This is a genomic window from Streptomyces netropsis (assembly GCF_014203545.1).
GTDB lineage: Bacteria > Actinomycetota > Actinomycetes > Streptomycetales > Streptomycetaceae > Streptomyces > Streptomyces netropsis.
On record NZ_JACHJG010000001.1, the window covers coordinates 838,365 to 864,820 of the forward strand.

A 26,456-nucleotide genomic window follows, 5' to 3' on the forward strand; every position below is an offset into this window, starting at 1 on the left:
CTTGGCCCCCGGGCGCACCGGGTCTTGTGTCAGGCGGCCGATGCCGCCCGGGAGTTACGCCTTGCGGAGGCGGAACGCGAGGCCGAGCCCCTCGTCCTCGAACGACTCGCCGTAGGAGTCGTCGCCCTCGCCCTGGGCGAAGTCGAGCGCGAGGACCTCGTCCGCGATCAGGCCCGCGTGCTCGGCCAGCGCCTCGGCCGTCTCGGCGCCCGGCGCGGACCAGCGGACCGCGATCCGGTCGGCGACGTCCAGGCCGCTGTTCTTACGGGCCTCCTGGATCAGGCGGATCGCGTCACGGGCGAGACCGGCGCGACGCAGCTCCGGGGTGATCTCCAGGTCCAGCGCCACGGTGGCACCCGAGTCGGAGGCCACCGACCAGCCCTCGCGGGGGGTTTCGGTGATGATGACCTCGTCGGGGGAGAGGGGGACGGTCTCCCCGTCGACGACGACCGAGGCGGTGCCCTCGCGCAGGGCCAGCGACAGCGCGGCGGCGTCCGCTTCGGCGACGGCCTTGGCCACCGCCTGGACGCCCTTGCCGAACCGCTTGCCCAGGGCGCGGAAGTTGGCCTTGGCCGTGGTGTCGACCAGCGAGCCGCCGACCTCGCTCAGCGAGGCCAGGGAGGAGACGTTCAGCTCCTCGGCGATCTGCGCCCGCAGCTCCGCACCCAGCGACTCGAAACCGGCGGCCGCGACCAGCGCGCGGGACAGCGGCTGACGGGTCTTGACGCCCGACTCGGCGCGCGTCGCGCGGCCGAGCTCGACCAGGCGCCGTACGAGCAGCATCTGCTGGGACAGCGTCGGGTCGATGAGGGCGGTGTCCGCCTTCGGCCAGGTGGAGAGGTGGACCGACGCCGGGGCCTCGGGGTCGACGGGCACGATCAGGTCCTGCCACACCCGCTCGGTGATGAAGGGCACCAGCGGGGCCATCAGCCGGGTGACCGTCTCGACGACCTCGTGCAGCGTGCGCAGCGCGGCCTTGTCGCCCTGCCAGAAGCGACGGCGCGAACGCCGCACGTACCAGTTGGACAGGTCGTCCACGAAGGAGGACAGCAGCTTTCCGGCGCGCTGGGTGTCGTAGGCGTCCATGGCCTGCGTGACCTCGTCGGTCAGCGCGTTCAGCTCGCTGAGCAGCCAGCGGTCCAGCAGCGGCCGCTCGGCGGCCGCCGGGTCGGCGGCGGACGGCGCCCAGCCGGACGTACGGGCGTACAGGGCCTGGAAGGCGACCGTGTTCCAGTAGGTGAGGAGCGTCTTGCGGACGACCTCCTGGATCGTGCCGTGCCCGACGCGGCGCGCGGCCCACGGGGAACCGCCGGCCGCCATGAACCAGCGGACGGCGTCGGCGCCGTGCTGGTCCATCAGCGGGATCGGCTGGAGGATGTTGCCCAGGTGCTTGGACATCTTCCGGCCGTCCTCGGCGAGGATGTGGCCGAGGCAGACGACGTTCTCGTAGCTCGACTTGTCGAAGACGAGCGTGCCGACCGCCATCAGGGTGTAGAACCAGCCGCGCGTCTGGTCGATGGCCTCCGAGATGAACTGCGCCGGGTAGCGCTTCTCGAAGATCTCCTTGTTCTGGTACGGGTAGCCCCACTGCGCGAACGGCATCGAACCCGAGTCGTACCAGGCGTCGATGACCTCCGGCACGCGGACGGCGGTGTGCGAGCAGCCGTCGGCGGTGCAGGTGAAGGTGACGTCGTCGATGTACGGGCGGTGCGGGTCCAGCGCGCTCTGGTCCGTGCCGGTCAGCTCGCCGAGCTCGGCCAGCGAGCCGACGCAGGTGAGGTGGTTCTCCTCGCAGCGCCAGATGGGCAGCGGGGTGCCCCAGTAGCGGTTGCGGGAGAGCGCCCAGTCGATGTTGTTGTTCAGCCAGTCGCCGAAGCGGCCGTGCTTGACCGACTCGGGGAACCAGTTGGTCTTCTCGTTCTCCTCGAGAAGCCGGTCCTTGACGGCGGTGGTGCGGATGTACCAGGACGGCTGCGCGTAGTAGAGCAGCGCGGTGTGGCAGCGCCAGCAGTGCGGGTAGCTGTGCTCGTAGGCGATGTGCTTGAACAGCAGGCCGCGCTCGGAGAGGTCCGCGACGAGCTTCTCGTCGGCCTTCTTGAAGAACTCGCCGCCGACGAGGCCGAGACCCTCCTCGAAGGTGCCGTCCGGGCGGACCGGGTTCACGACCGGCAGGCCGTAGGCGCGGCAGGTCTTGAGGTCGTCCTCACCGAAGGCCGGGGCCTGGTGGACGAGGCCGGTGCCGTCCTCGGTCGTCACGTACTCGGCGTTGACGACGAAGTTCGCGTTCTCCAGCTCGACCAGGTCGAACGGGCGGCGGTAGGCCCAGCGCTCCATCTCGCGGCCGGTGAAGGACTGGCCGGTCGCCGTCCAGCCCTCGCCGAGGGCCTTCTCCAGCAGCGGCTCGGCGACGACGAGCTTCTCGTTGCCGTCGGTGGCCACGACGTAGGTGACGTCCGGGTGCGCGGCGGCGGCCGTGTTGGAGACCAGGGTCCACGGGGTGGTCGTCCACACCAGCAGCGCGGCCTCGCCCGCGAGCGGGCCCGAGGTCAGCGGGAAGCGGACGAAGACGGACGGGTCGACGACCGTCTCGTAGCCCTGCGCCAGCTCGTGGTCCGACAGGCCGGTGCCGCAGCGGGGGCACCAGGGGGCGACGCGGTGGTCCTGGACCAGCAGCCCCTTGTTGAAGATCTCCTTCAGCGACCACCACACGGACTGGACGTACGCGGGGTCCATCGTGCGGTACGCGTCGTCCAGGTCGACCCAGTAGCCCATGCGGGTGGTCAGCTCGGTGAACGCGTCGGTGTGGCGGGTCACGGACTCCCGGCACTTCGCGTTGAACTCGGCGATGCCGTACTTCTCGATGTCCTGCTTGCCGTTGAAGCCCAGCTCCTTCTCCACCGCCAGCTCGACCGGCAGACCGTGGCAGTCCCAGCCGGCCTTGCGGCCGACGTGGTAGCCCTGCATGGTGCGGAAGCGGGGGAAGACGTCCTTGAAGACGCGGGCCTCGATGTGGTGCGCGCCCGGCATGCCGTTGGCGGTCGGGGGGCCCTCGTAGAAGACCCACTCGGGGCGTCCCTCGGACTGCTCGAGCGTGCGGGCGAAGACCTTGTTCTCGCGCCAGAAGTCGAGCACGGCGTGCTCGAGGGCGGGTAGGTCGACCTGTGCGGGCACCTGGCGGTACTGCGGCTGCGGATTCATCTGGGTCTGCCTCCGGCGGAACGTCATTGCGCTGTCGCGCTCTCCGTCGGAGGGACGAGAGCCTCCGGCTCCCGCGGTACCACCCTCCTTGGCCGCAGGCAGCCCGCCTGTGGCCCCCTCATTGGGCCGCGACACCGGTTCTACTGACCCCACGGGGGGCGTTCTTCCGGCGGCTCGGGGGTGATCTTCACACCGCGCACACCTCCGGGCTCGCACCGTCCCCGGATCGCTCATGGCTGCGTGCGGCGCTACTCGTCCCTTCCACGCCTTTCGCTGCGCCCAGTGTAAAGGGCCGCGCCCAAGACGGCCGACCGATTTACCCCCGCCGGGCGCGGGCCGCCGATTACAGGGCCGGGTGCGGGGCACAAGGGTTGAGACCGGCGTGGCCCGTTGCCGCGTGCCCGGAGCCGATTTATCGTTCCGGCACGATTCGCGCGCAAGATCATAAAATGTGAAGGGGTCGCGGCCATGGCGGCGAAGAAGTCCGTGAAGACGGCCGCACCGGCCAAGAAGGCCGCGCCCGCGGCCAGGAAGACCACCACGACCGCCCCGGCCGCCGCCAAGAAGACCGCCGCCGTGAAGAAGGCAGCCCCGGCCGCCCCGACCTCCAAGGCCGCTCCATCGAAGAAGGCCCCTGCCAAGAAGGCCCCCGCCAAGAAGGACGCGGTCAAGAAGGACGCGGTCAAGAATGCCCTCGCCAAGAAGGACGCTGCCGGGAAGACCGCGAAGAAGGCGGTCGCACCGGTGAAGCGGACCGCGACCGCGAAGACCGCCGCGAAGACCGCGCCCACGAAGGCCGCCAAGAAGACGATCACCAAGGCCGCGGACAGGACCACGACCAAGGCCGCGACCAAGATCTCCACCAGGACCGCGGCCAGGAAGGCCGCGCCCGCCGAAGCCACGGCCGCACAAGCCGTCCGGGCCGAGGCCGCACCAGCCGCTAAGGCCGCGCGAGCGGCATCCGCACCTGCCGAGAAGGCGGTGCCCGCCAAGAAGACGGGAGCCAGGACGGTGGCCGCGAAGAAGACGACGAGCGAGGCACAGGCCGCGAAGACGGTGCCGGGGGCCCGTGCGGGCGCCGCGGAGCCCGGTGCCCTCGCCGTACGCCCCGGTGAGGAGCCCTGGTCGCCGGAGGAGGTGGCCGAGGCCCGGACGGAGCTGCAGAGCGAGGTCATCCGGCTGCGGTCCGAGATCGACACCGCCCAGGAGGCGATCAGCGGCCTGATGCGCGATTCGGGCGACGGCGCGGGCGACGACCAGGCCGACACCGGCACCAAGAACATCACCCGCGAGCACGAGCTGGCCCTGGCCGCCAACGCCCGGGAGATGCTGGAGCAGACCGAGCGTGCGCTGGAGCGGCTCGGCGCCGGTACGTACGGGGTCTGTGAGAACTGTGGCAATCCCATCGGAAAGGCCCGGATGCAGGCCTTCCCGCGGGCCACGCTGTGTGTCGAGTGCAAGCAACGTCAGGAACGTCGCTGACCGGGCGCCCACGCCGTGCCGTACCCTCGACCTCAGCCAGGCAGGGCCCTGGTGTGGGACGACGTCGAGGGACTCACGTGACAGAGGCGGAACAGGCCACCGGTATGCCGGAGGGCGTCGACGGGGCCGGAGAGGCGACGGCCGGCGAGAGCGGCGGGGCCAAGGGCAAGCGGCGGATCGGCGTGCTCCTCACGGTCGCCGTCTGCGCCTACCTGCTCGACCTGATCAGCAAGCTGGTCGTGGTCGCCAAGCTGGAGCACCACGACCCGATCGAGGTGTTCGGCACCTGGCTCCAGTTCAACGTGATCCGCAACCGCGGTGCGGCCTTCGGTATCGGCGAGGCGATGACCATCGTCTTCACCGTGATCGCCACCGCCGTGATCGTGGTCATCGCGCGCCTCGCCCGCAAGCTCTACAGCCTGCCGTGGGCGATCGCGCTCGGTCTGCTGCTCGGCGGCGCCTTCGGCAACCTCACCGACCGGCTCTTCCGGTCGCCCGGCGGCTTCCAGGGCGGGGTGGTGGACTTCATCGCCCCCGCGCACTTCGCGGTCTTCAACCTCGCGGACTCCGCGATCGTCTGCGGCGGCTTCCTGATCGTGATCCTCTCCTTCCGCGGCCTGGACCCGGACGGCACGGTCCACACGGACGACTGACGGCTTCGTCGCACGCCTTTCGGCCCGGCCCTCGACGGGGCCGGGCCGTCGTCGTCCCGGACGGGCGTACGGGTGGGTCCGGCCCGTCCGGCATACTCGACGGGTGAGCACCATTCCCGAGATCCGCGCCCTTCCCGTCCCCGATGGCCTCGAAGGCGAGCGCGTCGACGCCGCCATCGCCCGCATGTTCGGCTTCTCCCGCACCAAGGCGGCCGAACTCGCGGCCGCGGGCAAGGTCCAGCTCGACGGGGCCGAGGCCGGGAAGTCCGACCGGGTCACCGGCGGGGCCTGGCTGGAGGTCGAGATGCCCGCCGCGCCCGCGCCGGTGCAGATCGTCGCGGAGCCCGTCGAGGGCATGGAGATCGTCCATGACGACGACGACATCGTCGTGATCGTCAAGCCGGTCGGCGTCGCCGCGCACCCGAGCCCCGGCTGGACCGGCACCACCGTCATCGGCGGTCTCGCCGCCGCCGGCTACCGCATCTCCACCTCGGGTGCGTCCGAGCGCCAGGGCATCGTGCACCGCCTGGACGTCGGCACCTCCGGCCTGATGGTCGTCGCCAAGTCCGAGCGCGCCTACACCCTGCTCAAGCAGCAGTTCCGCGAGCGCACGGTCGACAAGCGCTACCACTCGCTGGTCCAGGGCCACCCGGACCCGATGAGCGGCACCATCGACGCCCCCATCGGCCGGCACCCCAACCACGACTACAAGTGGGCCGTCACCGCCGAGGGCAAGCCGTCGGTGACCCACTACGACCTCATCGAGGCGTTCCGGGCCGCCAGCCTCCTCGACATCAAGCTGGAGACCGGCCGCACGCACCAGATCCGGGTGCACATGGCCGCGCACCGGCACCCCTGCGTCGGTGACATCACCTACGGCGCCGACCCGACCCTCGCCAAGCGGCTGGGCCTCACCCGGCAGTGGCTGCACGCCATGCGGCTCGGCTTCGAGCACCCCGAGGACGGGCGCTGGGTGGAGTTCGAGAGCGCCTACCCCGAGGACCTCCAGCGCGCCCTGGACATCGTGCGCGCCGAAAGCGCGTGAGCCGGGACGCCCCCTACGTCATCCGCCCGGCGGGCCCGGCGGAGCTGGCGGACTGCTTCGCCGTGCGCCGTGAGGTCTTCGTCGTGGAGCAGCGGATCCCGGAGGCGGAGGAGATGGACGCGTACGACACCGACGCGGTCCATCTCCTGGCCACCGGCCCGGCCGGCCCCGTCGGCACGGTGCGCTTCCTGCACGGCGGGCCCGCCCGGCGGAAGTACGCCCACGCCGGCGTCGACGACGACACCACGGCCGTCCTCGGCCGGCTCGCCGTCGGCGGCGCCGCACGGGGCACGGGCCTCGGTGCCGCGCTCGTGCGGGCGGTGGAGGACGAGGCCCGGCGACTGGGCCTGGCCCGGGTCTACCTCGAGGCGCAGACGCACGCCCTCGGCTTCTACGAGCGCATGGGGTACGCCGCGTACGGACCGGAGTTCGACGAGGGCAGCGGCATCCCGCACCGGGCGATGGCCAAGCTGCTCTGAGGTGCTCTGAGGCGCCCGTCATCACGGGGTTTGCCCCGTTCCATGGCAGGCTGGGGCCTGAACGTCTGTTCCCCCACCTGCCCGGAGGGCATCCGTGGACCAGCTCGCCCTGCTGTTCGTCCTGCTCATCGGGGCCGTGGTCACGGTGCCGCTCGGGGACCGGCTGGGGCTGCCGTCACCGGTGCTGATGACCCTGGGCGGGATCGTCCTCGCGCTGCTGCCGTTCGTGCCGAACGTGGACATCCCACCGGAGTTCATCCTCCCGCTGGTGCTGCCGCCCCTGCTCTACGCCTCCGTGCAGCGCACCTCCTGGCGGCAGTTCGCGGCCAACCTGCGGCCGATCTTCCTGCTCGCCGTCGCGCTCGTCTTCGTCACGACCGCCGCGGTCGCCGCCGTCGCGGGCGCCATCGTGCCGGGCCTGCCCATCGCTGCCGCCGTCGCCCTCGGCGCGCTCGTCGCCCCGCCCGACCCCGTCGCCGCCACCGCCGTCGCGGGCTCCCTCGGGCTGCCCCGCCGTCTGGTCTCCATCCTGGAGGGCGAGGGGCTCTTCAACGACGTCACCGCCATCGTGCTCTACCACGTGGCCATCGCCGCGGCCGTCAGCGGCAGCTTCTCGCTGCCGCGGGCCGTCGCCGAGCTGGTGCTGTCCGCCGTGGTGGCCCTGGCGGTCGGGCTGGCCCTCGGCTGGGCGGCCAAGAAGCTCTTGGACGTCCTCGGCGACGCGACGCTCCAGATCGGGCTCACCCTGCTGGTGCCGTTCGTCTCCTACGTCCTGGCCGAGGAGTTCAAGGGCTCCGGCGTGCTCGCCGTGCTCGTCACCGCGCTGTTCCTCGCCGAGTACGCCACGGACCCGGACGACGTCCTCGGGCGGCTGGCCGGTCACACCTTCTGGGAGGTCGTCGACACCCTCGTCACCGGCGTCGCCTTCGGGCTCATCGGCCTGGAGCTCCACACCGTCTTCCACGCCGCCTCTGGCCGCTGGCACGAGATGCTCGGCACGGGGGCCGTCGTCGTCGCGGTCGTCATCGGCGTACGCCTGCTGTGGCTGCTGCCCGCCGCGTGGCTCGCCAAGAAGCTGCACCGACGCCGGGACCTCGACGAGGAGATCCCGATGAGCTGGCGCGAGACGGTCGTGATGTGGTGGTCCGGGATGCGCGGCGTCGCCTCCGTCGCGCTGGCCCTCGCCATCCCGCTGCGCACGGACGACGGCTCGCCCTTCCCCGCCCGCGACGAGATGCTCTTCATCGCCTTCGCCGTCATCGTCGCCACCCTCGTCGTCCAGGGCCTCACCCTGCCCTGGCTGGTCAAGCGGCTCGGCGTGGAGCCCGACGCCGACGCCGAGCGGGAGCTGTCGCGACGGCTCGCCGTGCGCGTCGCCAAGGCCGCCAAGCGCCGGCTCAAGGAGATCGAACAGGACGAGGACCTCCCCGAGGACCTCGTCGAACAGCTCCACCGGCGGGCCTACGAGGTGGGCGCCCGGATCAGCCCCGACATGGTGGACGAGGAGCGCCGCGAGGCCCACGCCCAGCGCGTCGAGCGGATCCGCACCGTGCAGCGCATCCAGAACGAGATGCTCTCCGCCGCCCGGCACGAGGTGCTGGCCGCGCGCAGCGAGCCCGGCGCCGACCCGGAGGTCGTCGACCGGGTGCTGCGCCAACTGGACGTCCGGAGCCTGCGCGGCTAGCGCCTGGGCCTGGCCGATGCGCACCTCCGCTGCCCGTCGGTGTCCTCGCTCTCCCCGGCTGCCGCTGGGGGCGGCTTCGACTGCGGGCCGCCTGTGCCGCCTGCGGCGGCGAGCGCCCTGCGGGCGCGTCCTCAATCGCCGGACGGGCTGCCATCGGCCGGCCCTAGTTCGTCCCCGGACCCGGGCCGATGTCGTCGGCGGTCGGCGGGGCCTGCCGACGGGAGGGGGCCTCCTCCAGGCCGGGCGCGGGCGCGGTGTTGATGCGCGGCAGCGCGTACGGATGCTCCCGCCGCAGCCACTCGATGAGCTGTTCGCGCACCAGGCAGCGCAGCGTCCAGATGTCGTCGGCGTCCTTGGCGGTCACCAGCGCCCGCACCTGGATGGTCGAGGGGGTGGTGTCGGTGACGACCAGGCCCCAGGACCGTTCGTCCCACTCGTGGCTGCTCTTGAGCACGTTGTGGAGGTGGTCGCGCAGCAGGTCTATCGGCGTCGAGTGGTCGAGGTGGAAGAACACCGTGCCGGTCATCCGCTGGTTGCCGCGCGACCAGTTCTCGAACGGCTTGCTGGTGAAGTACGACACCGGCATCGTGATCCGCCGCTCGTCCCAGGTGGTCACCACCAGATAGGTGAGCGTGATCTCCTCGACCTTGCCCCACTCGCCGTCGACCACGACCGTGTCACCGATGCGGACCAGGTCGCCGAAGGCGATCTGCAGCCCGGCGAAGAGATTGCCGAGCGTGGACTGCGCCGCGACACCGGCCACGATGCCGATCACACCGGCCGAGGCCAGCATCGAGGTCCCCACGGTCTTCATCGCCGGGAAGGTCAGCAGCATCGCCGCCACGGCCACCACACAGATGGCGGCCGTGACGATCCGCTGGATCAGCGTGACCTGGGTGCGCACCCGGCGCACCCGGGCCGGGTCCGCCGCGTGCGCGGCGTAGCGGGCGTACGTCGACTCGACCACGGCGGTGGCCACCCGTACCACCAGCCAGGCACACGCGCCGATCAGCACCAGGGTCAGCGCCTGGCCCACCCCGGCCTCGTGCCCCTCGGCCACCCCGGAGGACTCGTAGCTGCCGCGCAGCAGCGCCGCGCACAGCACCAGGCGCAGCGGCAGCCGGCAGCGGCCCAGCAGGCCCCACAGCGGCATCTCGGGGTGCCGGGCGGCGATCCGGCCTAGCACCTGGTCGGCCACCCAGCCGACCACCGCGGTGATGAGCACCGCCCCACCGACGACGATGAGCGGACGCAGCACGTCCTCCATGGACACGTGTGGCTCCTTCCGGCCTGCGGTCCTCGCTGCTCTCCGGTGGGCGTCCTCCCGACCGTAACTGGCACGATGGGTGACACGCGATCCACCTGTAAGGAAGTGACTCCAGTGGCGTCCCCTACCACGATTGTCCTGTTTCATTCAGCGTTCGGGCTGCGGCCCGCGGTGCACGCCGCCGCCGAGCGCCTGCGCGCCGCCGGTCACGAGGTGCACGTTCCGGACCTTTACGACGGCCGGACGACGGACACCGTCGAGGAGGGCATGCTGATCAAGGACGAGATCGGCAAGGAGGAGCTGCTGCGCCGGGCCATCACCGCGGTGGCGCCGCTGTCCGACCGCGGCCTCGTCTACGCGGGCTTCTCGCTCGGCGGATCGATTGCGCAGAACCTCGCGCTGGGCGACGAGAAGGCGCGCGGCCTGCTGCTCCTGCACGGCACCTCCGACCTCGCCGAGGACGCGGCCGTGGACGAGCTGCCCGTGCAGCTGCACGTCGCGGACCCCGACCCCTTCGAGCCGCACGACTGGCTCAACGCCTGGTACCTGCGGATGCAGCGGGCGGGCGCGGACGTGGAGGTCTACCGCTACGCCGGGGCCGGGCACCTGTTCACCGACCCCGAGCTGGCGGACTACGACAAGGAGGCGGCCGAGGCCGCCTGGAAGGTGGCGCTCGGCTTCCTCGACGACCTCGGGTAGGGCCTGTCCGGGAGACGGTCCTAGCCGACGGGGGTCTTCACCCGCTCGACGCGCTGGGTGCCCGTGCGCGTCCGGTAGGACCGGGACCAGGAGGACGTGGCCTTCGGGTCCCTCTTGTCGGACAGCACGTAGTAGTCCATCTGGGCGTGCTCGGCGGTGATGTCGAGGACGCCGTAGCCGTGCGAGTCCATGTCGAGCCACTTCACATGCCGGTTGGCGGCCTTGATCGCGGTGGCGGCGGCGAGGGAGACCGTGTGCGGCGGCACGTGCAGGAGGTCGTCGAGGTTGTCCGAGGTCACCGAGGTGACCACGAACTCGGTGGCCACGGACGGCGATATCGGGTACGTCGCGGCCGTACGGGGCACGTCGTTGGCCCAGGCCATGTGGATGTCGCCGGTGAGGAAGACGGTGTTGCGTATCGCACGGTCGGCGAGGTGGGTGAGCAGCTCGCGCCGGTCGTCCGTGTACCCGTCCCACTGGTCGGTGCTGATCGGGACGCCGCCCGTGGGCAGCCCGAGCAGCTTGGTGAGCGGCTCCAGCAGATGGGCGGGCAGGGCGCCGAAGGCCACCGGGGAGATCATCACGGAGTTGCCCACGAGGCGCCAGGTGGTGTCCGACGACGCCAGGCCCGCCTTGAGCCAGTCGAGCTGGGCCCGGCCGGTGATGGTGCGCTCGGGGTCGTCGACCGCGCCGCCCTTGACCTGCTGCGAGCGGAACGAGCGCAGGTCCATCAGGTGCAGGTCGGCGAGCTTGCCGAAGCGCAGCCGCCGGTAGGTGGTGCCCTCGACGGACGGGCGGACCGGCATCCACTCGAAGTAGGCCTGCTTCGCGGCGGCCATGCGGGCGGCCCAGTCGCCCTCGGCGCCGGGCGTGTGGTTCTCGGCGCCGCCCGACCAGGCGTCGTTGGCGAACTCGTGGTCGTCCCAGATGGCCACGGTCGGGTGCGCCTGGTGCAGGGCCTGCAGATCGGGGTCGGTCTTGTAACGGCCGTGGCGGACGCGGTAGTCGGCCAGGCTGACGATCTCGTGGGCGGGGGAGTGCGGGCGCACGACGTACTTCGCGGCCGGGTAGGTGCCGGTCCCGTACTCGTAGATGTAGTCGCCGAGGTGCAGCACCGCGTCCAGGTCTCTTCGCCCGGCGAGGTGGCGGTACGCGGAGAAGTGGCCCGCCTCCCAGTTGGCGCAGGAGACCACGCCGAAGCGGACGCCCGTGGTGGCCGCGCCGTGGGCGGGGGCCGTGCGGGTGCGGGCGGCGGGGGAGGTGACACCGCCGGCGGTGAAGCGGAAGTGGTAGCCGGTGGCCGGACGGAGGCCGCGGACGTCGGCCTTGACGGTGTGGTCCGTCGCGGCCGACGCGGTGGCCGTGCCGTGCGCGACGACCCGGGCGAAGGCCGCGTCCTCGGCGACCTGCCAGCGGACCTCGACGTCCGGCCCCAGCCCGGAGCCGGGAACGGCTTCGGGGGCGGGTGTGACCCGGGTCCACAACAGGACGCCGTCGGGGAGCGGGTCGCCGGAGGCGACTCCGTGCAGGAAGCCGGTGGCCGCGGTGGTCCCGGCGGCGGGGGCCGCGGCGGGCGCGGGCACGGCGGGCCGCGCGTGGGCGGCGGGGGCGGTGGCCAGGGGCAGCAGGGCCGCGGTCGTGGTGGCGGCTACGGCCGTGACGGCCGTGCGGCGCGAGATCTGGTCATATGGGGTCACGAGCCGTCATATTACTTATCGGTAAAACCCGGGGTAAGGCCATGGGGCGGACGGACTCGAAGAGTTCGCCCGCCCGTCGGCTCGACGACCACTGATCATTACCGTGGCCGCCGGTACGCGGCTACTTCTTCAGCGCCTCGTCCACCAGCGAGGTGAACTCCTGGGGCGAGCCCGGGGCGCCGCCGCCCGCGCCCGTCAGCTTCTGGCCGTTGAGCTTGAAGGTGGGCGTGCCGGTCACGTCCTTGGCCTTCTTGAAGTTGTCGGCGACGGCCAGGGCCCACTTGTCGTAGGTGCCCTTCTCGACGGCGGCGTCGAAGTCCTTGTTGCCCTTGAGTTCCTTGACCGACTGGGCGATCTCGATCAGCTTGGCGTCGTCGGAGTAGGCGTCGTCCGTCTCCTGCGGGTGGTTCTTCTTGTCGAAGAGCGCCTTCTTGTACTCGAGGAAGACGTCCGGGCCGACGTTCAGCGCCGCGCCCAGCGCGCTCAGGGCGTTGCGCGAACCGGAGCCCGCGATCTGCGGGTTGTCGTCGAGGAAGGCGCCCATCGTGAACTGCGCCTTGTACTTGCCGTCCTTGATGTCCTTCAGGATGGTGTCGCCCGTGGTGGCCTCGAAGTCCGCGCAGATCGGGCAGCGCATGTCCTCGAAGATCTCGAGGGTGTTCTTCGCGTCCTTCTTGCCGATGACGACCGTGGCGCCCTTGTCGCCGGTGGTGTTGGCGGGCTGCTTGTAGTCCGTCTTGTCGGACGCGGCCTTCCATGCCTTGGCGGAGACCTTGTTGTTCTTGCTGCCGTTGGTCATGTTGGTCACCGCGTAGCCGATGCCGCCGGCTATCGCGAGCACGACGACGATCGACCCGGCGACGACGAGCTGGCGGCGCGTCTTGTCCTTCTTGGCCTGCCGCTCCCGCTCGGCGCGCAGCCGCTCGCGGGCGGCCTGCTTGTTCTGCTGGTTGTTGCGGTTGCTCATGAGGTCTTCTCCGGGTGATGAACGTACGAATGAGGGGGAACGCTGGTGCTCAGGCGACTGCCGGGCACAGGGGCGGACCGCGTCGCACGACGGAGTGGACGAGCAGGGGCAACGAGCGGGGCACGCGCGCGTGGCGTGCGGGCCGCGGACGCGCGTCGGCGGGACGCGCGAGGGGGACCACCGCGGCGGCGACCAGCAGCAGCGGGCGGAAGGCGCTCGCCGCGACCGCGCGCAGCAGCCGGGCCAGCGCCACCTCGCCGCGGCGCAGCCAGGCGGCGGCCAGCAGACCGACCGCGATGTGTCCGGCGAGCAGCAGCCACGGGGTGGCGGACCCTGCCTCGGGTGGCGCGGGGAGCGGGCCGGTGCCGCTCCGGGCGGCCATCCGGGCCAGCGGGGTGCCGAAGTCGCCGCCGCGGCAGACCAGATCGACGCCCATCGAGCGCAGCGGGCCCGCGATCGGACCGCCCGCCTGGCCGTAACAGGTGTGCTGCCCGGCGGTGAAGACGGTGTCGGCCGCCAGCTCCAGGGGGACGAGGAGGGCGGCGATCTGCCCGTAGCCGCGCTCCCGGCCGGCCAGCGCGTAGGCGATCGTGAAGAACGCGGCGGCCAGCACGGCGACCGTGGACAGCGGCAGCGGCATCCGCGAGAGCAGCACGTGGGAGGCGGCGGACAGCGTGAGACAGAAAGCCGTGAAGAGCGCCGCGCGCAGTGCTCTCAGTCGAACTCCCGTCCCCTCCATGAGGCCGAAGTTTGCCACGATCGTGGGTATGTGTCGTGTCAAGATTCGGCATCGACGGCGGGGACGGGACACCCCGGGCGAGGGGGCTCAGGACTTCAGCTCGGCCTCGACCGCCTTGGTGTACTGGTCCGGGGTGATCGGGACGTTCTTGCCGTCCGTGGTCAGCTTCTTGCCGTCGAGCTTGAGCGTCGGGGTGCCGGTGACGTCCTTGGCCTTGTCGAATTCGGCGGACACCTCCAGCGCCCACTTGTCGAAGGTGCCGTCCTCGACGTTCTTGCGGAACTCCGCGTTGTTCTTGAGCGCCGGGACCTCGTTCGCGATCTTCAGCAGGACGTCGTCCTTCGCGTAGTCGTCCTTCGTCTCCTGCGGGTGGTTGGCCTTGGCGTAGAGGGCCTTGTTGTAGGCGCTGAACGCCTCGGGGCCGACGTTCAGGGCCGAGCCGAGCGCGCTGAGCGCGTTCTTCGAGCCGTCGCCGCCGAAGTTGCGGTCGAGGAAGGTGGCGACGTGGTACGAGACCTTGTACTTGCCGTCCTTGACGTCCTTGTCGAGCGTGCCGCCGACGTTCTGCTCGAAGACCGAGCAGATCGGGCAGCGCATGTCCTGGTAGAGGTCCAGGGTGTGCTTGGCCTTCTTGTCACCGATGACGATCTCGGTGCCCTTGGCGCCGGCGGTGTTGGCGGGCTTGACGAGCTCCTTCTTCGCCACCGCCGCCCAGTCGGAGTCCTTGCCCCCGCCGAGCTGGGTGACGGCCACGGCTATGCCCGCCGCGACCGCCAGGATCGCGGCGACCGACCCGCCGACGACGAGCTGGCGGCGCGTCTTCTCCTTCTTGGCCTGCCGCTCCCGCTCGGCGCGCAGCCGCTCGCGGGCCGACTGCTTGTTCTCCCAGTTGTTGCGCTTGCTCATGTTCCGACTTCTCCGTGCTGTCAATGCTGTCTGCGTGGGGATCCGTACCGCTCAGGCGAGGGCGAGGCCGAGCGGTGGTCCGCGACGTACGACGGAGTGCAGAAGCAGGGGAGGGGCGGCGGGCACGCGCGCGTGGCGCACGGCCCGGACGCGCGGGCCGCCGGGGCGCGCGAGGGGGACGGCCGCCGTGACGGCCAGCAGCAGCGGGCGGAAGGCGAGGGCCGCGACGGCGCGCAGCAGCCGGGCCAGCGCCGCTTCGCCGCGCCGCAGCCAGGCGGCGGCGAGCAGCCCGACCGCGAGGTGCGCGGCGAGCAGCAGCCAGGACGCCGTGCCCGGGCCGGTCACGGGGGCGAACGGCCCGTCGATCCCGCCACCGCCGCACAGCGCGGTGAGCGCGCCCGGCACGGGACGGCCGTCCGCGCCGTAACAGGTCCGCTGCCCGGTGGTGAAGAGGGCGTCGGCGGCCAGCTCCAGCGGGACGAGGAGGGCGGCGATGTGTCCGAAGCCCCGCTCCCGGCCCGCGAGCGCGTAGGCCGTCGCGAAGACGGCGACGGACGCCGCAGCGACGGTCGGCAGGGGCAGCGGCCTGCCGGACAGCAGCACGTGGGAGGCCGCGGACAGCGTCAGGCACAGCGCTGTGAACAGCGCCGCGCGCAATGCCCGCAACCGTGCCGCCGAAATGTCCATGACTGACAAGTCTGGCACGGCCTGCGATAAAGGCGGATTAAGCCCCTCATCAGGGCCCGGAACCGCCCGTAGGGCCCGGAATCCCCCACCGGGCCCTACGGTGTCCTGTGCTTCCCGGCCGCTACAGGCCCGGGATCCGGCCGTTGCGGAAGAGGTCCACGAAGATCTGGTGGTCCGCGCGGGCCCGGGCGCCGTAGGAGTGGGCGAAGTCGACGAGCAGATCGCCGAAGCCGTCCTCGTCGGCGGCGATCACGGCGTCGATGGCCCGCTCGGTGGAGAAGGGGACGAGCGAGTGGCCGCTCTGGTCGTCGGCCGCCGCGTGCATGGTGGCGGTGGCCCGGCCCAGGTCGGCGACGACGGCCGCGATCTCGGCCGGGTCGTCGATGTCCGACCAGTCGAGGTCCACCGCGTACGGGGAGATCTCCGCGACCAGCTGCCCGGCCCCGTCCAGCTCGGTCCAGCCCAGCCACGGGTCCGCGTGCGCCTGGAGGGCGCGCTGCGAGATGACCGTGCGGTGGCCCTCGTGCTGGAAGTAGCCGCGCACCTTCGGGTCGGTGATGTGCCGGGAGACCGCCGGGGTCTGCGCCTGCTTCATGTAGATGACGACGTCGTTCTCCAGGGCGTCGCTGTTGCCCTCCAGGAGGATGTTGTACGAGGGCAGGCCGGCGCTGCCGATGCCGATGCCCCGGCGGCCCACGACGTCCTTGACGCGATAGGAGTCGGGGCGGGCCAGGCTGGTGTCGGGGAGCGTCTCCAGATAGCCGTCGAAGGCGGCGAGGATCTTGTAGCGGGTCGCGGCGTCCAGCTCGATGGAGCCGTCGTCCGCCAGGAAGCGGCGCTCGAAGTCCCGGATCTCGGTCATCGAGGACAGCAGCCCGAAGCGGGTCAGCGAGCGGGCCTCGCGCAGCGCGTCCAGCAGCGGGCCCTCGGCGGTGTCCAGGGTGAAGGGCGGCACCTCTTCGTTCTTGGCGCCGGTGGCCAGCGCGTGGATGCGCTCGCGGTAGGACGCGGCGTAGACGCGCACCAGCTCGCTGATCATCTCGTCGCTGAGCGCCTTGGTGTAGCCGATGAGGGCGATGGAGGCGGCGAAGCGCTTGAGGTCCCAGGTGAAGGGGCCGACGTAGGCCTCGTCGAAGTCGTTGACGTTGAAGACCAGCCGGCCGTTGGCGTCCATGTAGGTGCCGAAGTTCTCGGCGTGCAGATCGCCGTGTATCCACACCCGGCTCGTGCGCTCGTCCAGATACGGGCCCGCGGCGCCTTCCTCGTGCTCGCCGGACCGCGCCAGGTCGGCGTAGAAGAGGCAGGCGGTGCCGCGGTAGAAGGCGAAGGCCGAGGCCGCCATCTTGCGGAACTTCACCCGGAAGGCCGCGGGGTCGGCCGCGAGGAGCGTGCCGAAGGCGGTGTCGAAAACAGCGAGTATGTCCTCGCCGCGCTGCGTGGCCCGGACGTGCTCGAGCGCCATCGCTGGTCCTCCTGGTGGGGGCACCCCAGCCGTAGCCGGGGGAGGGTCATGAAACGGACAGGTGTCCTGCCGCTCTCAACGAGCGAGGCTACCGGCGCGTGCCCGCGATTGTCGGTGGGGGCCGGTAACCTTCAAAGCTGTCTCCCCCGCTGTCGCCGACCGTTCGCCGGAGGTCTTCCACCGTGACCAAGCCGCCCTTCACGCACCTGCACGTACACACGCAGTACTCCCTGCTGGACGGTGCCGCGCGGCTGTCGGACATGTTCAAGGCCTGCAATGAGATGGGCATGACGCATATCGCCATGTCCGACCACGGCAACCTGCACGGCGCGTACGACTTCTTCCACCAGGCCAAGAAGGCCGGCGTCACCCCGATCATCGGCATCGAGGCGTACGTGGCGCCCGAGTCGCGGCGCAACAAGCGACGCGTCCAGTGGGGACAGCCGCACCAGAAGCGCGATGACGTCTCCGGTTCGGGTGGTTATACGCACAAGACCATCTGGGCGGCGAACAAGACCGGTCTGCACAACCTCTTCCGGCTGTCCTCCGACGCGTACGCCGAGGGCTGGCTGACCAAGTGGCCGCGCATGGACAAGGAGACCATCTCCCAGTGGTCCGAGGGCCTGATCGCCTCCACCGGCTGCCCCTCCGGCGAGGTGCAGACACGGCTGCGGCTCGGCCACTTCGACGAGGCGCTCAAGGCCGCCTCCGACTACCAGGACATCTTCGGCAAGGGCCGCTATTTCCTGGAGCTGATGGACCACGGCATCGAGATCGAGCGCCGGGTCCGCGACGGCCTGCTGGAGATCGGCAAGAAGCTCGGCATCCCCCCGCTGGTCACCAACGACTCCCACTACACCTACGCGCACGAGGCGAGCGCGCACGACGCCCTGCTCTGCATCCAGACCGGCAAGAACCTCTCCGACCCGGACCGCTTCCGCTTCGACGGCACCGGCTACTACCTGAAGTCGACGGACGAGATGTACGCCATCGACTCCTCCGACGCCTGGCAGGAGGGCTGCGCCAACACGCGCCTGGTCGCCGACCAGATCGACACCGAGGGCTGGTTCCAGGAGCGGAACCTGATGCCGAAGTTCGATGTGCCCGAGGGGTTCACCGAGGTCACCTGGTTCCGCGAGGAGACCATGCGCGGCATGGCCCGGCGCTACCCCGGCGGCATCCCGGAGGACCGGCTCAAGCAGGTCGAGTACGAGATGGGCATCATCATCGAGATGGGCTTCCCCGCGTACTTCCTCGTGGTCGCCGACTTCATCATGTGGGCCAAGAACAACGGCATCGCGGTCGGCCCGGGCCGAGGCTCGGCGGCCGGTTCGATCGTCGCCTACGCCATGGGCATCACCGACCTCGACCCGATCGAGCACGGGCTGATCTTCGAGCGGTTCCTCAACCCCGAGCGCATCTCCATGCCCGATGTCGACATCGACTTCGACGAGCGTCGGCGCGGTGAGGTGATCCGGTACGTCACCGAGAAGTACGGCGCCGACAAGGTCGCCATGATCGGTACGTACGGCAAGATCAAGGCCAAGAACGCGATCAAGGACTCCGCCCGCGTCCTCGGCTACCCCTACGCGATGGGCGACCGGCTCACCAAGGCCATGCCCGCCGACGTCCTCGGCAAGGGCATCGACCTCAACGGCATCACCGACCCGAGCCACCCGCGCTACAGCGAGGCGGGCGAGATCCGGGGGATGTACGAGAACGAGCCGGACGTCAAGAAGGTCATCGACACCGCGAAGGGCGTCGAGGGCCTGGTCCGCCAGATGGGTGTGCACGCGGCCGGTGTGATCATGTCCAGCGAGACGATCACCGACCACGTCCCCGTCTGGGTGCGGCACTCCGACGGCGTGACCATCACGCAGTGGGACTACCCGAGCTGTGAGTCGCTCGGCCTGCTGAAGATGGACTTCCTCGGCCTGCGCAACCTCACGATCATGGACGACGCCGTCAAGATGGTGAAGGCCAACAAGGGCGTCGACATCGACCTCCTGGCCATCCCGCTGGACGACCCCACCACGTACGAACTGCTCTGCCGCGGTGACACGCTCGGCGTCTTCCAGTTCGACGGCGGCCCCATGCGCTCGCTGCTGCGCCTGATGAAGCCCGACAACTTCGAGGACATTTCCGCCGTCTCGGCCCTCTACCGGCCGGGCCCGATGGGCATGAACTCGCACACCAACTACGCCCTGCGCAAGAACGGCCAGCAGGAGATCACCCCGATCCACCCCGAGCTGGAGGAGCCGCTCAAGGAGGTCCTGGGCGTCACCTACGGCCTCATCGTGTACCAGGAGCAGGTGCAGAAGGCCGCGCAGATCATCGCCGGGTACTCCCTCGGCGAGGCCGACATCCTCCGTCGCGTGATGGGCAAGAAGAAGCCCGACGAGCTGGCGAAGAACTTCGTCTTCTTCAAGGACGGCGCCAAGAAGAAGGGCTTCTCCGACGAGGCCATCCAGGCCCTGTGGGACGTGCTGGTCCCCTTCGCCGGCTACGCCTTCAACAAGGCGCACTCCTCGGCGTACGGCCTGGTCACCTACTGGACCGCCTACCTCAAGGCCAACTACCCGGCCGAGTACATGTCCGCCCTGCTGACCTCGGTCAAGGACGACAAGGACAAGTCGGCGACGTACCTCAACGAGTGCCGTCGCATGGGCATCAAGGTGCTGCCGCCCAATGTCAACGAGTCCGAGTCGAACTTCGCCGCCCAGGGCGACGACGTGATCCTCTTCGGCCTCACCGCCGTCCGCAACGTCGGACAGAACGTGGTGGACTCGATCATCCGCTGCCGTAAGTCCAAGGGGAAGTACAGCTCCTTCCCCGACTTCCTCGACAAGGTCGAGGCCGTCGTCTGCAACAAGCGGACCGTGGAATCCCTGATCAAGGCCGGCGCCTTCGACGAGATGGGCCACACCCGCAAGGGCCTCACCGCGCACTACGAACCGATGATCGACAACGTGGTCCAGGTCAAGCGCAAGGAGGCCGAGGGCCAGTTCGACCTCTTCGGCGGCATGGGCGAGGCGGACAGCGACGAGCCCGGCTTCGGGCTCGACGTGGAGTTCTCCGACATCGAGTGGGAGAAGTCCTACCTCCTCGCGCAGGAGCGCGAGATGCTCGGCCTCTACGTCTCCGACCACCCGCTCTTCGGCATCGAGCACGTCCTGAACGACAAGGCCGACGCCGCGATCTCCCAGCTCACCGGTGGTGAGCACGCCGACGGCGCGATCGTGACCATCGGCGGCATCATCTCCGGCCTCCAGCGCAAGATGACCAAGCAGGGCAACGCCTGGGCCATCGCCACCGTCGAGGACCTGGCCGGTTCCATCGACTGCATGTTCTTCCCCGCCACCTACCAGCTGGTCTCCACCCAGCTCGTCGAGGACGCCGTCGTCTTCGTCAAGGGGCGGCTCGACAAGCGCGAGGACATCCCCCGTCTGGTCGCCATGGAGCTGATGGTCCCCGACCTGTCCAACGCCGGGACCAACGCCCCCGTGATCATCACCATCCCCACCGTCAAGGTCACCCCGCCGCTGGTGGAGAAGCTCGGTCAGGTCCTCACCCACCACCGCGGCTCCACCGAGGTGCGGATCAAGCTCCAGGGCGCCCGCAAGACGACGGTGCTGCGCCTGGACCGCCACCGGGTGACACCGGACCCGGCGCTCTTCGGCGACCTCAAGGTGCTGCTCGGCCCCTCCTGCCTGGCGGGCTGAGCGGGCTGAGCGGATCAGGCCGGACACGCCGGACACGCCGGACCGGCCGGGCCTGATCGAGCCCGAATCGAGACAGGCTGACAATTCCGTCATATGGCAACGTGGGGCGCGCCCGGGTCAACCGGGCGCGCCCCACGCGCACTTCAAGGCGCCGGACCGGTTCCGGCCGGGCGGCCCGCGGCCGGAAGCCCGTGAGCCCTGCCCCGGCGGTCCGGCGACCGCTCAGTTGTGACCGAAGCGCTTCTGCCGGCCCTTGCGCGCCATATCCCCCGGGGTCACCTGGGACTGCCGCTGATCGGCCTGGGCCTCCATCGAGGAGCTCTTCGCCTGCTGCGTACCGCGCTCGGCCGCGCTGCTCTTCTGCTGCTCCCGGTTCTGCTTCCTGTTCTTGGCCATGCTCGTGTGCCTCCAGTCGGGGTTACCCCCCGCCGAACACACTGGCACGCGCCGGCGAACCGTGCATTTCGGGTAATTACCGTGCGTGATAGATGCACTTATCGATCTGTGCCCGTATCCGCCACGCCGATGATCCAGTTCGGACTGATAACCCCCGTGCGGTCGGGCAGACTCCAAGGAAAGCCAAGGCAAACCAGGGGCACGACCGTGCCGGGGGGCGACCGCACTTCTGGACTGACAGAAAACTGACAGAAAGAGGGTGGAACGTGGACCGCTGCGTCGTCCTGGTGGACGCCGGCTATCTGCTGGGCGCCGCCGCGAGCCTGCTGGCCGGGGAACCCGCCCGGTCCCGCATCACCGTCGATCACGCGACCCTCATCCAAGGGCTGCGCGAGCGGGCGGAAGCCGAGACGCAGCGCCCGCTGCTGCGGATCTACTGGTTCGACGGGGCCCCCGACCGGGTGCCGCAGCCCGAGCACCGCAGGCTCCGCGTGATGCCCCGCGTCACCGTCCGGCTGGGGGCCCTGACCCGCAGCGACGGCCGGTGGGCCCAGAAGGGGGTCGACGCGGCCATGCACGCCGAGCTCACCGAGCTGGCCCGCAACCGCGCCTGTTCCGACATCGTGCTCGTCACCGGCGACGGCGATCTGCTCCCGGGCCTGATGTCCGCCAAGGAACACGGCGTGGCCGTCCACCTGTGGGCCGTCCAGGCCGCCGACGGCGACTACAACCAGTCCGAGGACCTCGTCGCCGAAGCCGACGAGCGGCGCGTCCTGGACCGCACCTGGATCACCCGGGCCGTCCGCGCCAAGGAACTCACCGGCATCTGCGCCCCGCAGCCCGCGCCCCGCCCCGAGATCGCCGCGATCCTCTCCGCGCCGCTCCCCGAGACCGCGGCGGCCGCCGCTGCCGCCGCCGCGAGCCGCGCGGCCGACGCCCGCCCCGCCCAGCGCAACGGCACCCGGCCCGCCGCCCCCGCCGAGCCCTGCCCCGACACCTGCCCCGAATCGGAGCGCGGCACCGAGGCCCCCGGCAGCAAGGGCGTGCCCACCCCGAAGGACCTCGCCGGCCTCGCCCGCGGTCTGGCCGGGGCGACACCCCAGAACGGCGGGGACCGATCGGGCCAGTCCGCGGGGCAAGGCGGCCAGGGGACCGCCCCCGCCCCCAACGCCACCCTCCGCTGGTCCTCCGACAAGGGCTGGGTCGAGCGCGGCGCCGGAAACGGCCTGGGCGAGCCGCCCGAAACGGCCTCGCTCCCGATGCTCGCCCAGCTCACCAGCGCCGAACAGCGCTGGGCCGACCGCGAGGAGGACATCACCACCGTCGGCGGCGATCCCTTCGAGGTCGGCCAGGTCTTCGCCCGCCGCTGGACCGAGCGCCTCACCGACTCCGTCCACCTCCAGCACCTCTCCACCGAGTACCCGCGCATCCCGCACCGCATCGACGGCGAGCTGTTGCGGTACGCGGCCCGCTTCGGGTTGCTCGCGCACAAGGACGACCAGATCGACGAGCACGACCGCTATGCGATCCGGGCCGGATTCTGGCGCGAGATCGACGCGCGCACAGCGGCCGAGCACGCCCCCGCGGGGGACTGAGCCGACATCCGGCCGGATCGGTACGGCCGGATCGGCACGGCCGGATCCCACCGCCGTGGCCCGGCGCCGTCGAGACGGGGAGAACGCGGGGCCCCGCCCCGGACCCCGAAGGGCCGGGGGCTCGCTCCGGTCACGGGAAGGGGCGGAACCGGGGACTCCTTCCCACCGCAACGGCGACCACCCGCGAGGGCGGGACCCGGCGGCGCCGAACCCACCCCGGGTGCGCCACCCCAAAGCAAGCCGCAGGCGCCGGAGCGCGTACCCTCATAGCTCGTGAGGATGGGCGCGAAACAGGCGGAGCGGGGCTCCCCAGGGCGGGCGACGGACGACGCGGTGTGCACCGTGCGCGGCCTGGTCAAGACCTACCCCGCCGCGCGCGGGCGGCGGGGCGCCCCCGGCGCGGCCGCCGTGCGGGCCAGTGACGGCATCGACCTCGACGTCCGACGCGGTGAGATCTTCGGGCTGCTCGGCCCCAACGGCGCCGGCAAGTCCACGCTCGTACGCCAGCTCACCGGTCTGCTGCGGCCCGACGCGGGCAGCGTCGACCTGCTCGGCCACGACCTCGTACGCCACCCCGAGCGGGCCTCCCGGCTCGTCGGCTACCTCGGCCAGGAGTCCACCGCGCTCGACGAGCTGACGGTGTCCCTGGCCGCGGAGACCACCGGGCGGCTGCGCGGCCTCACCCTGCGCGACGCCCGCGCCGAGCGCGACGCCGTCATCGACGAACTGGGCCTCGCCGCGATCGCCGGCCGGCCGCTGAAGAAGCTCTCCGGCGGCCAGCGCCGGCTCGCCTGCTTCGCCGCGACCCTCGTCGGGGAACGGCCCGTGCTCGTCCTGGACGAGCCCACCACCGGCATGGACCCCGTCGCGCGCCGAGCCGTCTGGGCCGCCGTCGACCGGCGGCGCGCCGAGCGCGGCGCGACCGTGCTGCTCGTCACCCACAACGTCATCGAGGCCGAGACCGTCCTCGACCGGGTCGCGGTCCTCGAACGCGGCCGGATCATCGCCTGCGACACCCCCACCGGCCTCAAGGAGCTCGTCGGCGACGAGGTCCGCGTCGAACTCGTCTGGCGCGCCGAGCCCCCGCTGGACGTCCCCGAGGTCGCGGCGCTGCGCGACGCGGCCCACGAGTCGGGCCGCCGCTGGTCGCTGCGGCTCGCCCCCGCCGAGGCGCGGGCCGCCGTGGCCGCCGTGACCGGCGGCCCCGCCTTCGCCGCCCTCGACGACTTCACGCTGGCCACCCCGAGCCTGGAGGACGTCTATCTGGCGCTCGGCGGCGACCGCACGGAGGGGCTGGTGAAGGGGTGACCCATTCATGAGGGGCCACTGGACCGGACCGAACAGGAGCTGTGCCGGGTGACTGCTGTATCCGCAGAGGTGGTGTCCGGCCGTGCCGGGGCCGAGGACCCGGCACGGTCCGAGGGCTGCGCCCGGCCCTGGTCCGACGGCGACGGCGCCGCCCCGCTCGCTCCCCGGGCACGGCTGCTGCCCGCCCTGGTCGCCGTGTACCGGGCGCAGCTCTCGCGCGCCCGGGTGGCACGGATCCCGCTGCTGTTCGTCGCGACGTTCCAGTCCGTCGGGATCATGGTCCTGATGCGCGGGGTCGTGGACGGCGGGGACGAGGCGCGGGCCGTCGTCGCCGGGTCCAGCGTGCTGGTCGTGGCGTTCGTCGCGCTGAACCTCCTCGCCCAGTACTTCGGGCAGCTGCGCGCCAGCGGCGGCCTCGACCACTACGCGACCCTCCCCGTGCCGCCCGCGGCGGTGGTGCTGGGCGCGGCGGCGGCGTACGCGTCCTTCACCGTGCCCGGCACGGCCGTCACGGCGGTCGTCGGAAGCGCGCTGTTCCACCTGCCGATGACCCACCTGTGGGTGCTCGTCGCGGTGATCCCGCTGGCCGGGGCGGCCCTCGCCGGGCTCGGCGCGGCGCTCGGGCTGCTCGCGCCCCGGCAGGAACTGGCGACGCTGTGTGGCCAGTTGGGCATGTCCGCGGCGCTGCTGCTGGGCGTGCTCCCGGCCGCCCACCTGCCCGCCCCCATCGGCTACGCGCGCGATCTGCTGCCCTCCACCTACGGCGTGGAGGCCCTGGCGCGGACCTTCGACGAGCGGCCCGACTGGCTGCTGGTGGCCGCGGACCTCGGGGTGTGCGCCGCCGTCGGCGTGGTCTCGCTGGCCGTCGCCACCTGGGCGTACCGCCGGGCGGCCGTGCGGTGACGCGCCGCAGCGGCGGTCCTGCCGCCGACGGCACGTCGTCGACCTGGCACGATGGCAAGGTGACCGCACCGCTGACGCCGCACGAACCCCCGCACGAACCCTCACAGGTCCCCCCGCACGGGCTCGTGCACCGGGAGTCCGCCGACCACGGGGGCGCCGACGGCCCGGGGCTCCGCGTCGAGCTGAGCCAGGCCGCGGTCGTCGCCGCGCTGGTGAGCCTGGCCGGGGTGCTGCTGGGGCTGCTGTGGCTGTGGCTGGCGCCCCGCGTACCGCTGATCTCGGACGGCAAGGCCGTCTACCTCAAAGCCACCGAAGGCGAGCAGGCGATCGGCGCGGACGGCACGTTCGTGCTGCTGGCGGTGGGCTTCGGCGCGCTGAGCGCGGCCCTGGTCTTCTGGTTCCTCCGCCGCGGCGGGATCCCCCTCGTCATCGGGCTGGCGCTCGGCTCGCTGCTCGCGTCGGTGATCGGCTGGCGGCTGGGGGTGTGGCTCGGCCCGAGTTCCGATGTGGCCGCGAGCGCCCGGGCCGCCGGCAGGGGCGTGGTCTTCGACGCCCCGCTCCGGCTGGCCGCCAAGGGTGCGCTGCTGTTCTGGCCACTGGCCGCGATGGCCGTCCACCTCGGCCTCACGGCGGCATTCGGCCCGCGCGACCCCGAGCCGGACTGGGCTGCGCCCGGCCTTCCGCCGAAGCCGTAGCCTGTCCGGCGGAGCTTCGGCGGGGCCGTCTGCGGCGGTAAGCGCCCTGCGGGCGCGTCCTCAATCGCCGGACGGGCTCAAAAGAAGCCCGTCCGGCGATTGAGGACACCGCCGCGCAGCGGAGGTCCACGTGACGTGGCCCGAGCGCCCGGCGCTACGCCGGGCGCCTCCCGTGGTTGGCGCGGTTCTTCTTCAGGCGCCAGCGGCGCTTGCGGGTGCGCTTCGACATGGGCGTCCCTCCCTGGGCGGGACGCGCGTACGGCGGCCCGCCCCTCGGTCGTAACGGAGGGACGCGCAACAGTCCAGCCCCACGGCAAGGAGCACGGGAGCGGACGGGTGGCTCAGGGGCGGGCGATCGGCGCGAGCACCGCGCCCGTCAGCGCCGCGAGGTCGTCGGGCGACAGCTCGACCTCCAGCCCGCGCCGCCCCGCCGAGACACAGATCGTCGCGAACGCGCCGGCCGAGGCGTCCAGCGCCGTCGGCAGCCGCTTGCGCTGGCCGAGCGGCGAGATCCCGCCCCGCACGTACCCCGTGGTGCGCTCGGCGGCCGCCGGGTCGGCCATCGCCGCCCGCTTGCCGCCGACCGCGACCGCGAGGGCCTTGAGGTCGAGCGAACCGGAGACGGGCACGACGGCCACGGTCAGCACGCCGTCCACATCGGCCACCAGTGTCTTGAACACCCGGCTCGGGTCGACGCCCAGCGCCTCGGCGGCCTCCTCGCCGTAGGAGGGGGCGGCCGGGTCGTGCTCGTAGGCCCGCACGGAGAAGACGGTGCCCGCCTTCTCCAGGGCGACGATCGCGGGCGTGGCACCGGACTGCTGTTTCCTGGGCTTCTTCGCCAAGGCCGGGCCTTTCGTGGGGTCCGTCGGGGC

At 71.5% G+C, this 26,456-nt stretch carries 22 protein-coding genes; 11 read left to right on the forward strand and 11 right to left on the reverse strand.

The genetic code is table 11. The features are described from left to right. Window positions 1-54: 54 nt before the first annotated feature. Window positions 55-3,198 carry an isoleucine--tRNA ligase gene (ileS, locus tag FHS38_RS03805; protein WP_184730574.1) on the reverse strand — a complete coding sequence of 1,048 codons (3,144 nt, stop codon included), beginning with the start codon at window positions 3,196-3,198 and terminating at the stop codon, window positions 55-57. A gap of 468 nt (window positions 3,199-3,666) precedes the next feature. Here ileS and FHS38_RS03810 point away from each other — a divergent pair, with 468 nt between their 5' ends. The 5 genes from FHS38_RS03810 to FHS38_RS03830 all read left to right on the forward strand — a co-directional run bounded on the left by FHS38_RS03810 (window position 3,667) and on the right by FHS38_RS03830 (window position 8,541). Further along, entirely contained in the window at window positions 3,667-4,680 is a 1,014-nt protein-coding gene (locus FHS38_RS03810) for a TraR/DksA family transcriptional regulator (RefSeq protein ID WP_184730576.1), read from the forward strand. 77 nt (window positions 4,681-4,757) lie between these two features. Further along, window positions 4,758-5,333 (forward strand): signal peptidase II, encoded by a 576-nt coding sequence (lspA, locus tag FHS38_RS03815; RefSeq protein ID WP_184730578.1) that lies wholly within the window; start codon window positions 4,758-4,760, stop codon window positions 5,331-5,333. A 103-nt stretch (window positions 5,334-5,436) separates the two neighbouring features. Continuing rightward, entirely contained in the window at window positions 5,437-6,378 is a 942-nt protein-coding gene (locus FHS38_RS03820) for an RluA family pseudouridine synthase (protein WP_184730580.1), read from the forward strand. Beyond that, a complete protein-coding gene (locus FHS38_RS03825; protein ID WP_184730582.1) occupies window positions 6,375-6,857 on the forward strand; it encodes a GNAT family N-acetyltransferase in 483 nt (160 codons plus the stop codon). Before FHS38_RS03820 ends, FHS38_RS03825 begins: the two co-directional genes overlap by 4 nt. 94 nt (window positions 6,858-6,951) lie before the next feature. After that, a complete protein-coding gene (locus FHS38_RS03830; RefSeq protein ID WP_184730584.1) occupies window positions 6,952-8,541 on the forward strand; it encodes a Na+/H+ antiporter in 1,590 nt (529 codons plus the stop codon). A 163-nt stretch (window positions 8,542-8,704) separates the two neighbouring features. Here the strand turns inward: FHS38_RS03830 and FHS38_RS03835 are convergent, their stop codons facing one another. Then, entirely contained in the window at window positions 8,705-9,808 is a 1,104-nt protein-coding gene (locus FHS38_RS03835) for a mechanosensitive ion channel family protein (protein ID WP_184731132.1), read from the reverse strand. A 75-nt stretch (window positions 9,809-9,883) separates the two neighbouring features. Here FHS38_RS03835 and FHS38_RS03840 point away from each other — a divergent pair, with 75 nt between their 5' ends. After that, window positions 9,884-10,507, forward strand: coding sequence for a dienelactone hydrolase family protein (locus tag FHS38_RS03840; protein WP_184730586.1), 624 nt, complete (start codon window positions 9,884-9,886; stop codon window positions 10,505-10,507). 20 nt (window positions 10,508-10,527) lie between these two features. Here the strand turns inward: FHS38_RS03840 and FHS38_RS03845 are convergent, their stop codons facing one another. The 6 genes from FHS38_RS03845 to FHS38_RS03870 form a co-directional block, all read right to left on the reverse strand. Further along, on the reverse strand, window positions 10,528-12,204 hold the full coding sequence (locus FHS38_RS03845; RefSeq protein ID WP_184730588.1) for an alkaline phosphatase D family protein: 1,677 nt from the start codon (window positions 12,202-12,204) through the stop codon (window positions 10,528-10,530). A gap of 121 nt (window positions 12,205-12,325) precedes the next feature. Beyond that, complete coding sequence (locus FHS38_RS03850) at window positions 12,326-13,171, reverse strand: thioredoxin domain-containing protein (RefSeq protein WP_184730590.1); 846 nt, start codon at window positions 13,169-13,171, stop codon at window positions 12,326-12,328. Window positions 13,172-13,220: 49 nt separating this feature from the next. After that, entirely contained in the window at window positions 13,221-13,910 is a 690-nt protein-coding gene (locus FHS38_RS03855) for a hypothetical protein (protein ID WP_184731134.1), read from the reverse strand. A gap of 87 nt (window positions 13,911-13,997) precedes the next feature. Further along, window positions 13,998-14,816: a thioredoxin domain-containing protein gene (locus FHS38_RS03860; protein WP_184730592.1), complete on the reverse strand. Its 819-nt coding sequence runs from the start codon at window positions 14,814-14,816 to the stop codon at window positions 13,998-14,000. A 51-nt stretch (window positions 14,817-14,867) separates the two neighbouring features. Then, window positions 14,868-15,503, reverse strand: coding sequence for a hypothetical protein (locus tag FHS38_RS03865; RefSeq protein ID WP_184730594.1), 636 nt, complete (start codon window positions 15,501-15,503; stop codon window positions 14,868-14,870). A 121-nt stretch (window positions 15,504-15,624) separates the two neighbouring features. Beyond that, a complete protein-coding gene (locus FHS38_RS03870) occupies window positions 15,625-16,965 on the reverse strand; it encodes a DUF2252 domain-containing protein (RefSeq protein ID WP_184730596.1) in 1,341 nt (446 codons plus the stop codon). A gap of 182 nt (window positions 16,966-17,147) precedes the next feature. Between FHS38_RS03870 and dnaE the strand changes: the two genes are divergently transcribed. Next, window positions 17,148-20,687: a DNA polymerase III subunit alpha gene (gene dnaE / locus FHS38_RS03875; protein ID WP_184730598.1), complete on the forward strand. Its 3,540-nt coding sequence runs from the start codon at window positions 17,148-17,150 to the stop codon at window positions 20,685-20,687. A gap of 222 nt (window positions 20,688-20,909) precedes the next feature. Here dnaE and FHS38_RS03880 read toward each other — a convergent pair whose 3' ends face one another. Beyond that, window positions 20,910-21,083 carry a hypothetical protein gene (locus FHS38_RS03880; protein ID WP_184730600.1) on the reverse strand — a complete coding sequence of 58 codons (174 nt, stop codon included), beginning with the start codon at window positions 21,081-21,083 and terminating at the stop codon, window positions 20,910-20,912. Window positions 21,084-21,349: 266 nt separating this feature from the next. Here FHS38_RS03880 and FHS38_RS03885 point away from each other — a divergent pair, with 266 nt between their 5' ends. From FHS38_RS03885 to FHS38_RS03900, 4 genes are all read left to right on the forward strand, one after another. Further along, a complete protein-coding gene (locus FHS38_RS03885; protein WP_184730602.1) occupies window positions 21,350-22,678 on the forward strand; it encodes an NYN domain-containing protein in 1,329 nt (442 codons plus the stop codon). A 279-nt stretch (window positions 22,679-22,957) separates the two neighbouring features. Further along, a complete protein-coding gene (locus FHS38_RS03890; RefSeq protein WP_184730604.1) occupies window positions 22,958-23,986 on the forward strand; it encodes an ABC transporter ATP-binding protein in 1,029 nt (342 codons plus the stop codon). Window positions 23,987-24,034: 48 nt separating this feature from the next. Then, the gene (locus FHS38_RS03895) at window positions 24,035-24,889 is read left to right on the forward strand and encodes an ABC transporter permease (protein WP_184730606.1); all 855 of its coding nucleotides are present in this window, start codon (window positions 24,035-24,037) and stop codon (window positions 24,887-24,889) included. Between the two features lie 59 nt (window positions 24,890-24,948). Then, on the forward strand, window positions 24,949-25,584 hold the full coding sequence (locus tag FHS38_RS03900) for an ABC transporter permease (RefSeq protein ID WP_229821856.1): 636 nt from the start codon (window positions 24,949-24,951) through the stop codon (window positions 25,582-25,584). A gap of 154 nt (window positions 25,585-25,738) precedes the next feature. Here the strand turns inward: FHS38_RS03900 and FHS38_RS36585 are convergent, their stop codons facing one another. Beyond that, window positions 25,739-25,813, reverse strand: coding sequence for a 50S ribosomal protein bL37 (locus FHS38_RS36585; RefSeq protein WP_430542707.1), 75 nt, complete (start codon window positions 25,811-25,813; stop codon window positions 25,739-25,741). 112 nt (window positions 25,814-25,925) lie between these two features. After that, window positions 25,926-26,426: a Cys-tRNA(Pro) deacylase gene (ybaK, locus tag FHS38_RS03905; protein WP_184730608.1), complete on the reverse strand. Its 501-nt coding sequence runs from the start codon at window positions 26,424-26,426 to the stop codon at window positions 25,926-25,928. Between the last annotated feature and the right edge of the window lie 30 nt (window positions 26,427-26,456).